The sequence below is a fragment of the Herbaspirillum sp. B65 genome (assembly GCF_000333555.1).
Taxonomy (GTDB): domain Bacteria; phylum Pseudomonadota; class Gammaproteobacteria; order Burkholderiales; family Burkholderiaceae_D; genus Herbaspirillum; species Herbaspirillum rubrisubalbicans.
The window spans coordinates 1-8,768 of record NZ_BADI01000526.1 but is presented as its reverse complement, the minus strand read 5'-3'; the positions used below and the strand labels follow the sequence as shown (position 1 = coordinate 8,768).

Genomic DNA, 8,768 nt, shown 5'->3' with positions numbered 1-8,768 from the left:
GATCCACACATCAGGATCCGAAGCTGGAATCCCCCATCAGCCGCGACAGGCGCGCCGAGACTTCCTGCACGATGCCCTGGACCTCATCCAGGCTGGGATTGACCTTCTTGTCGATGCGTTCGATATAGGGCACGTTCAAGGCCGCCAACATGCGATTGTTGGCGCCCATCACCGGATAGGACAGGTTGATCACGCCGCGGATCTGCCGGCTTTCCATGCGTGAGTGCCCCCGCTTGCGCGTCTCCTCGATCTGGCGCATCAGTTGCGCCGTCTCGATTTCCTGTTCGCCATCCATGCGCACGTGAGCCGCCAGCATACTGGCGCGCTCGGCTTCATCGCGGAAGGCCAGCAGCACGTGGCCCGAGGCGGTATCGGTCAGGCTCACCAATGCCCCCACCTTGAGCCCGAAAGCCCAGCGTTCGGGGCTGTCCACCTGCGCCACCACGATCACGCGCCCGGCTTCATAGACCGTCAGGTGGGTCGATTGCATCGAGCGCTGGGCCAGTTCACGCATGTGCGGCAGGGCGGTGCTGACCAACGAGCGGATCGGCTGGTGATGATGGGCCAGTTCGAAGAGCTTGAGCGAAAGCCGGTAGTGATCGTTGTCGGCGATCAGGTAGCCGCGCTGCTCCAGCGTGACCACCATGCGGAAGATTTCGTTGACGCTGCGCCCCAGTTGGCGGGAGATCTGATTGAGGGTCAGCATCTGCTCGGAGCGGCTCAACAGCTCCAGGATGTCCAGGCCCTTGTCCAGCGCCGGGGCGGCATAGCGCGTCTTGCCGCCGCCTTGCTCATCTTCATGCTCGGCAGCAGTCTGGAGGGCGGGGGCGTCGGCGGGATTGATTTTCCGGGTTCTGGGCATGGCGGCCTGGCGTGCTGTAGCTGGTCTTGGGGCCGGATTGTAGGGGATTTCGCTTATTTCGGGATTTTATCTGTAAAATTATTTTTCATGTATTGCCGGAGCATGTCGAAACGTCATCTCGAAATTGATATCAATTCTGTCGGAAACTTCATCGGTCTGGCGCTCCATGAAGAGGATAATCAAGGTTATGCTCTGGCTCTCACAGATGAAATTAAATTTTATTTGTGAGTAAAAACCAAAAGAGGGGCCCAGGCCCCGGAGACGATCACCCTGGATAGTCTGTCGCCACGGACTGTCCCGCCGAGCACCGGCAATGTGCGGCAGTGCCAGTGGCACCGCCCCGGCCGCAGCGGCATCCACGCTAGAGACCGATGACCAAGATTACTGCCCTGCGCGTGCTGGACGTGCGCTTCCCCACTTCGCAATCGCTGGACGGTTCGGATGCGATGAATCCGGACCCGGATTACTCCGCCGCCTATGTCATCCTCGATACCGACAATGAACAACTCAAGGGCCACGGCCTGACCTTCACCATCGGTCGTGGCAATGAGATCTGCTGTGCCGCCATCCGCGCCATGGAGCATCTGGTGGTGGGCCTGGAGCTGGAATGGATCGCCGCCGACATGGGCCGCTTCTGGCGCCACGTCACTTCCGACAGCCAGTTGCGCTGGATCGGCCCGGACAAGGGCGCCATCCACCTGGCCACCGGCGCCGTGGTCAATGCCGCCTGGGACCTGTGGGCCAAGGCGCAAGGCAAGCCGGTCTGGAAGCTGGTGGCCGACATGTCGCCGGAGGAACTGGTCCGCACCATCGATTTCCGCTACATCACCGATTGCATCACCCCCGAGGAAGCGCTGGCGCTGCTGCGCGAAAAGGAGGCCGGCAAGGCCGAGCGCCTGCGCATCCTGGCGCAGGAGGGCTATCCCTGCTACACCACCTCGGCTGGCTGGCTGGGCTATGACGATGCCAAGCTGCGCCGCCTGTGTCAGCAAGCCATCGACCAGGGCTTCAATCACGTCAAGCTCAAGGTCGGCCGTGACCTGGAAGACGACAAGCGCCGCGTGCGCATCGCCCGCGAAGTGTTGGGGCCGGACCGAAGCCTGATGATCGATGCCAATCAGGTGTGGGAAGTGGACCAGGCCATCGCCTGGGTCAATCAGCTCGCCTTCGCCCAGCCTTGGTTCATCGAAGAGCCGACCTGCCCGGATGATGTCGAAGGCCACCGCAAGATTCGCGCCGGCATCGGTGCGGTCAAGGTGGCCACCGGCGAGATGTGCCAGAACCGTGTCCTGTTCAAGCAATTCATCATGCGTGATGCCATCGACGTGGTGCAGATCGATTCCTGCCGCCTGGGTGGCGTCAATGAAATCCTGGCCGTCATGCTCATGGCTGCCAAGTATGGCAAGGTGGTCTGCCCGCACGCGGGTGGCGTGGGCCTGTGCGAATATGTCCAGCACCTGTCGATGATCGACTACCTGTGCATCTCCGGCAGCAAGGAAGGGCGTGTGACCGAGTACGTGGATCACCTGCACGAGCATTTCGTGGACCCCTGCGTGATCCGCAATGCAGCCTATATGCCGCCCAGCCTGCCGGGGTTCTCGATCGAAATGAAGCCGGCTTCACTGGAACAGTACAGATTCCGGGGCTAGGCTGCATTCCCCCACGAAAAGATGAACAAAAACGGAGACTGAAGTGGATCTGAACCTGCAAGAGAAGGTGGTCATCGTCACCGGCGGTGCCTCCGGCATCGGCGGCGCGATCAGTATGCAACTGGCCGCAGAAGGCGCCATTCCCGTGGTGTTTGCCCGCAGCGAACCGGAGCCGCAGTTCTGGTCGCGCCTGACCGCCCTGCAGCCGCGCGCAGCGTTGTTCCAGCTGGAATTGCAGGATGCGGCCCGTTGCGGCGAGGCCGTGGCGCAGACTGTGGCGCGCTTCGATCGTCTGGATGGCCTGGTCAACAATGCCGGCGTCAACGACAGCGTCGGCCTGGACGCCGGGCGCGATGAATTCGTCGCCTCGCTGGAACGCAACCTGATCCATTACTACGTGATGGCGCATTACTGCGTGCCGCACCTGAAGGCTGCACGCGGCGCCATCCTCAATGTCTCTTCCAAGACCGCACTCACCGGCCAAGGCAATACCAGCGGCTATTGCGCCTCCAAGGGCGCGCAACTGTCGCTGACCCGCGAATGGGCGGCGGCCTTGCGCGACGATGGCGTGCGCGTCAATGCGCTGATCCCGGCCGAGGTGATGACGCCGCTCTACGAAAAATGGATCGCCACCTTCGAGCATCCCCAGGAAAAGCTCGACGCCATCACCAGCAAGATTCCGCTGGGCAAGCGTTTCACCACCTCCGAGGAAATGGCCGACATGGCGGTGTTCCTGCTCTCGGGGCGCTCCTCGCATACCACCGGGCAATGGGTGTTCGTCGATGGGGGCTATACCCATCTCGACCGCGCCCTGACCTGAGGCCATCATGCGTACCGTGCTGGCCCTGGACCTGAAGGACGATCCCGCCTTGATCGCCGAGTATGAGCAGTACCACCAGCGCATCTGGCCCGAGATTGCCCAGCATCTGCGACGGCATGGCGTGCTCGAGATGGAAATTTACCGCCTGGGCACGCGCATGATGATGGTGATGCAGACCGATGACGCCCTCTACGATGCCGCAGCGATGGCAGCGGCGAGCGAGAGCGATCCCCGCGTCTGCGAATGGGAAGCCCTGATGTGGCGTTTCCAGGCGGCTACACCGTGGACCCCGGCCGGGCAGAAGTGGGTGCCGATGACGCGCATCTTCGATCTGTCAGCGCAGAAAGATTAAGTTTTCAAGCAACAGAAAATAAGTTTTTGTGAACCGCTTTCTAAGTTTTTCGCCAGGCTGTACAGTGGCCGGTGAGCGGCAAGCAAGCAGGGAAAGCAGGCAATAAAAGCAGGCAATAAAAGCAGCAAGGTAGTCATGCAGCGACCGCAGAGTCGCGCACACGATGGCCATATGGACCTCCGGGCTATAGGCCGGCAATGCATCCGCATCCGAGGTGAGTATGCAACAAGACCAAGAGACACAAGCCAAGGCAGCCGCGTCAGCCCCCCCGCTGATTGCGCTGCGCAACGTCAGCAAGCGCTTTCCCGGCGTGCTGGCGTTGGACAATTGCCAGTTCGAGCTGGCCGCCGGTGAGGTACACGCCCTGATGGGCGAGAACGGTGCCGGCAAATCGACCTTGATGAAGATCCTGTCCGGGGTCTACCAGCGCGACAGCGGCGACATCCTGCTCGATGGCAAGCCGGTGGAGATCGGCGAGCCGCGCCAGGCCCAGGCGCTGGGCATCGGCATCATCCATCAGGAACTGAACCTGATGAACCACCTGTCCGCCGCGCAAAACATCTTCATCGGCCGCGAGCCGCGCAAGGGCTTTGGCCTGATCATCGACGAAGACCAGTTGAACCGCCAGGCCGCCGCCATCTTCGAGCGTATGCGCCTGGACATGGACCCGCGCACTCCGGTGGGCGAGCTGACCGTGGCGCGCCAGCAGATGGTGGAAATCGCCAAGGCCTTGTCCTTCGATTCGCGCGTGCTGATCATGGATGAACCCACCGCCGCGCTCAATAACGCCGAGATCGCCGAGCTGTTTCGCATCATCCGCGACCTGCAGGCGCAGGGCGTGGGCATCGTCTACATCTCGCACAAGATGGATGAGCTGCGCCAGATCGCTGATCGCGTCAGCGTCATGCGCGATGGCAAGTACATCGCCACCGTTCCCATGCAAGGCACCTCCATGGACACCATCATTTCCATGATGGTGGGCCGGGCCCTGGATGGCGAGCAGCGGACCCCGCCCGATACCTCCCGCAACGAAGTGGTGCTGGAGGTGCGTGGCCTGAACCGTGGTCGCGCCATCCGCGATGTCAGCTTCCAGTTGCGCCGCGGAGAGATCCTCGGTTTCGCCGGTCTCATGGGCGCGGGCCGCACCGAAGTGGCGCGTGCCATCTTCGGCGCCGATCCGCTGGACTCGGGCGAGATCTTCATCCATGGCGGCAAGGCGATGATCCGCCAGCCGGCCGATGCGGTGGCGCATGGCATCGGCTACCTCTCGGAAGACCGCAAGCACTTCGGGCTGGCCGTGGGCATGGATGTGCAGGCTAATATCGCGCTCTCCAGCATGGGGCGTTTCACCCGCGCCGGTTTCATGGACCAGCGCGCCATGCGCGAAGTGGCCCAGGCTTACGTGCGGCAACTGGCCATCAAGACGCCTTCGGTGGAACAGCAGGCAAGGCTGCTGTCGGGGGGCAACCAGCAAAAGATCGTGATTGCCAAGTGGCTGCTGCGCGACTGCGACATCCTGTTCTTCGATGAACCCACGCGTGGCATCGACATCGGCGCCAAGAGCGAGATCTATAAGTTGCTCGACGCCCTGGCCGAACAGGGCAAGGCGATCGTGATGATTTCGTCGGAGTTGCCCGAGGTGCTGCGCATGAGTCATCGCATCCTGGTCATGTGCGAAGGGCGCGTGACCGGTGAACTGGCCCGCGCCGACGCCACCCAGGAAAACATCATGCAACTGGCCACGCAACGTGAGTCGGCCGTGGCCTGAAGGCCACCACAGGCCACCCCCAGCGCGACCTACCAAGAGAGACAAGACCCATCATGGCAAACCATATCCACTCCGCCTCGCCCGCATCCACCATGGTCAATCCCGCTTCCCCCACGGGCCTGCGCGCCCGCCTGTTCAACCCGGCCGCGCGCCAGAAGCTGCTGGCCTTTGCCAGCCTGTTGCTGCTGATCGTGTTCTTCAGCTTCGCCTCGCCTAACTTCATGGAGGTCGACAACCTGGTCAGCATCCTGCAATCGACCGCCGTCAATGGCGTGCTGGCCATCGCCTGCACCTACGTCATCATCACCTCCGGCATCGATCTGTCGGTGGGCACCATGATGACCTTCTGCGCCGTCATGGCCGGGGTGGTGCTGACCAACTGGGGGATGCCGCTGCCGCTGGGCATTGCTGCGGCCATCTTCTTCGGTGCGTTCTCGGGCTGGGTCTCGGGCATGGTCATTGCCAAGCTCAAGGTGCCGCCCTTCATCGCCACGCTGGGCATGATGATGCTGTTGAAGGGCCTGTCGCTGGTGATCTCCGGCACCCGCCCGATCTACTTCAACGATACCGAGGGCTTCTCAGCCATCGCCCAGGATTCCCTGATCGGCGACCTGATCCCCTCGCTGCCGATTCCCAATGCGGTGCTGATCCTGTTCCTGGTGGCCATCGGCGCTTCCATCATCCTCAACAAGACTGTCTTCGGCCGCTATACCTTCGCCCTGGGCAGCAACGAAGAAGCGCTGCGCCTGTCGGGCGTGAAGGTGGATTTCTGGAAGGTGGCGGTCTATACCTTCTCCGGCGCCATCTGCGGCATCGCCGGCCTGATCATCGCGTCTCGCCTGAATTCGGCGCAGCCGGCGCTGGGTCAGGGCTATGAACTGGACGCGATTGCCGCAGTGGTCATCGGTGGCACCTCGCTCTCGGGTGGCACTGGCACCATCCTCGGTACCATCATCGGCGCCTTCATCATGAGCGTGCTGGTCAATGGTTTGCGTATCATGTCGGTGGCCCAGGAATGGCAGACCGTAGTCACCGGCGTGATCATCATCCTGGCGGTGTACCTGGACATCCTGCGCCGCCGTCGCCGCGCCTGATGGCGTATCGCCTGCTTGGTATTGGTTTTTTCGTCGCAATGCAAGCCCCGCCGCAGACGCCACTGCGGCACTCCATCATCGAAAACAAAAGGAGACTTACCGTGTTCAAGAACAAGTTACTGGCCGCAGCCCTGGGTCTGAGCTTCGCAGTCGGCACTTCGGCCGTACAGGCGCAGGAAGTGTATGTGCCGCTGATTTCCAAGGGCTTCCAGCACCAGTTCTGGCAAGCCGTCAAAGCCGGCGCCGACCAGGCCGGAAAGGATCTGAAAGTGAAGGTCAGCTTCGAAGGCCCGGAAACCGAAGCCATGGTCGACAAGCAGATCGACATGCTCTCCGCCGCCCTGGCCAAGAAGCCGCAGGCCATCGGCTTTGCCGCCCTGGACAGCAAGGCCGCCATTCCGCTGCTGAAGAAGGCGCAAGCCGCCAAGATTCCGGTGGTGGCCTTCGACTCGGGCGTCGATAGCGACATCCCGGTCACCACCGCCACCACCGACAACCGCGCCGCTGCCGCCCTGGCGGCCGACAAGATGGCCGAGCTGATCGGCAAGGAAGGTGAAGTCGCCGTGGTCGCCCACGACCAGACCAGCCGCACTGGCGTGGACCGTCGCGATGGCTTCCTGGAACGCATCAAGGCCAACTATCCGAAGATCAAGGTGGTCAGCGTCCAATACGGCGCCGGCGACCAGTTGAAGTCCACCGAGGTGACCAAGTCCATCCTGCAAGCCTATCCCAAGATCAAGGGCATCTTCGGTACCAATGAAGGCTCGGCCATCGGCGTGGTCAATGGCGTCAAGGAAATGAAGCGCAAGATCATCATCATCGGCTATGACTCCGGCAAGCAACAGAAGGATGCCATCCGCGAAGGCGTGATGGCCGGCGCCATCACCCAGAACCCGGTGGGCATCGGTTACAAGACCGTGGAAGCGGCGGTCAAGGCGATCAAGGGCGAGAAGTTGCCCAAGGTCATCGATACTGGTTTCTACTGGTACGACAAGAGCAACATCGACGATCCCAAGATCGCCGCCGTGCTCTACGACTGATGCTGCATGACGGTTTCCCCAGCCCTGGCTGCGGGAAACCGTGGGCGTCGCCGGACGGCGCCTGAGTCTAAGTTTTCCGGTTCCGGTTTCTAAGTTTTTGTCCCGAAAAAACTAAGCAATTCCGGTAACGCCTCCCTCCTTACATTCCCCCCAGAGACCGCATCATGAAGCCCCTTCGCATCGACGCCCACCAGCATTTCTGGCGCTATCGCGCCGAGGATTATCCCTGGATAGGCCAGGGCATGGAACTGCTGGCCTGCGATCGTTTGCCGGGGCAGTTGCATCCCTTGCTGGCCGCCGAAGGCCTGCACGCTTCGATTGCCGTGCAGGCACGCGCCGGGCGCGAAGAGACCGGTTTCTTGCTGGACCTGGCGCGCGGTGACCGGCGCATTGCCGGGGTGGTGGGATGGGAAGACCTGTCCTCGCCGCACCTGGCCGCCAACGTGGCGCAGTGGGGACGCGACAAGCTGCTGGGCTTTCGTCACCAGGTCCAGGATGAAGCCGATGTCACCGCCTTCATCGAGGCGCCGGCCTTCAATGCCGGCATCAAGTGGCTGCAACAGCAGGGGCTGGTCTATGACGTCTTGATCTATGCCCGGCAGATGCCGGAAGTGCAGGCCTTCTGCGCCCGCCATGACCGCCACTGGCTGGTGCTGGACCACCTGGGCAAGCCGGCCCTGGCCGAGTTCGGGCGCGGCGAGGCGGTGTTCAATGCATGGAAGCGCCAGTTGCGCGCGCTGGCGGCCATGCCGCACGTGGCCTGCAAGCTCTCGGGCCTGGTCACCGAGGCCGACTGGCTGCGCGGTCTGCGCAAGAAGGATTACGACAACATCGTGTTGTGCCTGGATACCGCCCTGGAAGCCTTCGGTCCAGAGCGCCTCATGTTCGGCTCGGACTGGCCGGTGTGCCTGCTGGCGGCGTCCTATGCCACCGTGGCGGGCGTGGTGCGGGAGTGGAGCACCACGCGGCTGTCGGAACCGGAACAGGAGCAGGTATGGGGAGCGACCGCGGCGCGCTGCTACGCGCTGGCCTGAACCCTAGCGCGTAAAGCCGTTGAAGGCTACATGCAGCATGTACTTCACGATCTCTTCATTGTTCATCTTGCTGAACTTCTGCAGGTAATCCACCGCCGGGTCACAGGTGCGTGCGTAATAGCTGTACAACACCACATCACTGGCAGTCC

9 protein-coding genes and 1 pseudogene are annotated in these 8,768 nt (G+C 62.2%); 7 read left to right on the top strand and 3 right to left on the bottom strand.

The features are described from left to right. Positions 1 to 10: 10 nt before the first annotated feature. Entirely contained in the window at positions 11 to 862 is an 852-nt protein-coding gene (locus I5W_RS12800) for an IclR family transcriptional regulator (protein WP_044529517.1), read from the bottom strand. A 78-nt stretch (positions 863 to 940) separates the two neighbouring features. Continuing rightward, positions 941 to 1,222, bottom strand: a complete 282-nt coding sequence (locus I5W_RS32055) for a hypothetical protein (RefSeq protein ID WP_044529516.1) — start codon at positions 1,220 to 1,222, stop codon at positions 941 to 943. Positions 1,223 to 1,233: 11 nt separating this feature from the next. Here I5W_RS32055 and I5W_RS12790 point away from each other — a divergent pair, with 11 nt between their 5' ends. The 7 genes from I5W_RS12790 (at position 1,234) to I5W_RS12760 (ending at position 8,619) form a co-directional block, all read left to right on the top strand. Continuing rightward, on the top strand, positions 1,234 to 2,511 hold the full coding sequence (locus I5W_RS12790; RefSeq protein ID WP_044529515.1) for an L-fuconate dehydratase: 1,278 nt from the start codon (positions 1,234 to 1,236) through the stop codon (positions 2,509 to 2,511). A 43-nt stretch (positions 2,512 to 2,554) separates the two neighbouring features. Next, positions 2,555 to 3,331: an SDR family oxidoreductase gene (locus tag I5W_RS12785; protein WP_044529514.1), complete on the top strand. Its 777-nt coding sequence runs from the start codon at positions 2,555 to 2,557 to the stop codon at positions 3,329 to 3,331. A 7-nt stretch (positions 3,332 to 3,338) separates the two neighbouring features. Beyond that, positions 3,339 to 3,683 carry an L-rhamnose mutarotase gene (locus I5W_RS12780; RefSeq protein ID WP_044529513.1) on the top strand — a complete coding sequence of 115 codons (345 nt, stop codon included), beginning with the start codon at positions 3,339 to 3,341 and terminating at the stop codon, positions 3,681 to 3,683. Between the two features lie 220 nt (positions 3,684 to 3,903). Further along, on the top strand, positions 3,904 to 5,451 hold the full coding sequence (locus I5W_RS12775) for a sugar ABC transporter ATP-binding protein (protein WP_017451250.1): 1,548 nt from the start codon (positions 3,904 to 3,906) through the stop codon (positions 5,449 to 5,451). 92 nt (positions 5,452 to 5,543) lie between these two features. Further along, positions 5,544 to 6,545 (top strand): ABC transporter permease, encoded by a 1,002-nt coding sequence (locus tag I5W_RS12770; protein WP_085946780.1) that lies wholly within the window; start codon positions 5,544 to 5,546, stop codon positions 6,543 to 6,545. 101 nt (positions 6,546 to 6,646) lie between these two features. After that, positions 6,647 to 7,585: an ABC transporter substrate-binding protein gene (locus I5W_RS12765; protein WP_017451248.1), complete on the top strand. Its 939-nt coding sequence runs from the start codon at positions 6,647 to 6,649 to the stop codon at positions 7,583 to 7,585. A gap of 164 nt (positions 7,586 to 7,749) precedes the next feature. Further along, positions 7,750 to 8,619 carry an amidohydrolase family protein gene (locus I5W_RS12760; RefSeq protein WP_044529511.1) on the top strand — a complete coding sequence of 290 codons (870 nt, stop codon included), beginning with the start codon at positions 7,750 to 7,752 and terminating at the stop codon, positions 8,617 to 8,619. Between the two features lie 3 nt (positions 8,620 to 8,622). Here I5W_RS12760 and I5W_RS33345 read toward each other — a convergent pair. Continuing rightward, positions 8,623 to 8,768: pseudogene (locus I5W_RS33345) on the bottom strand (TetR/AcrR family transcriptional regulator); the annotation flags it as partial.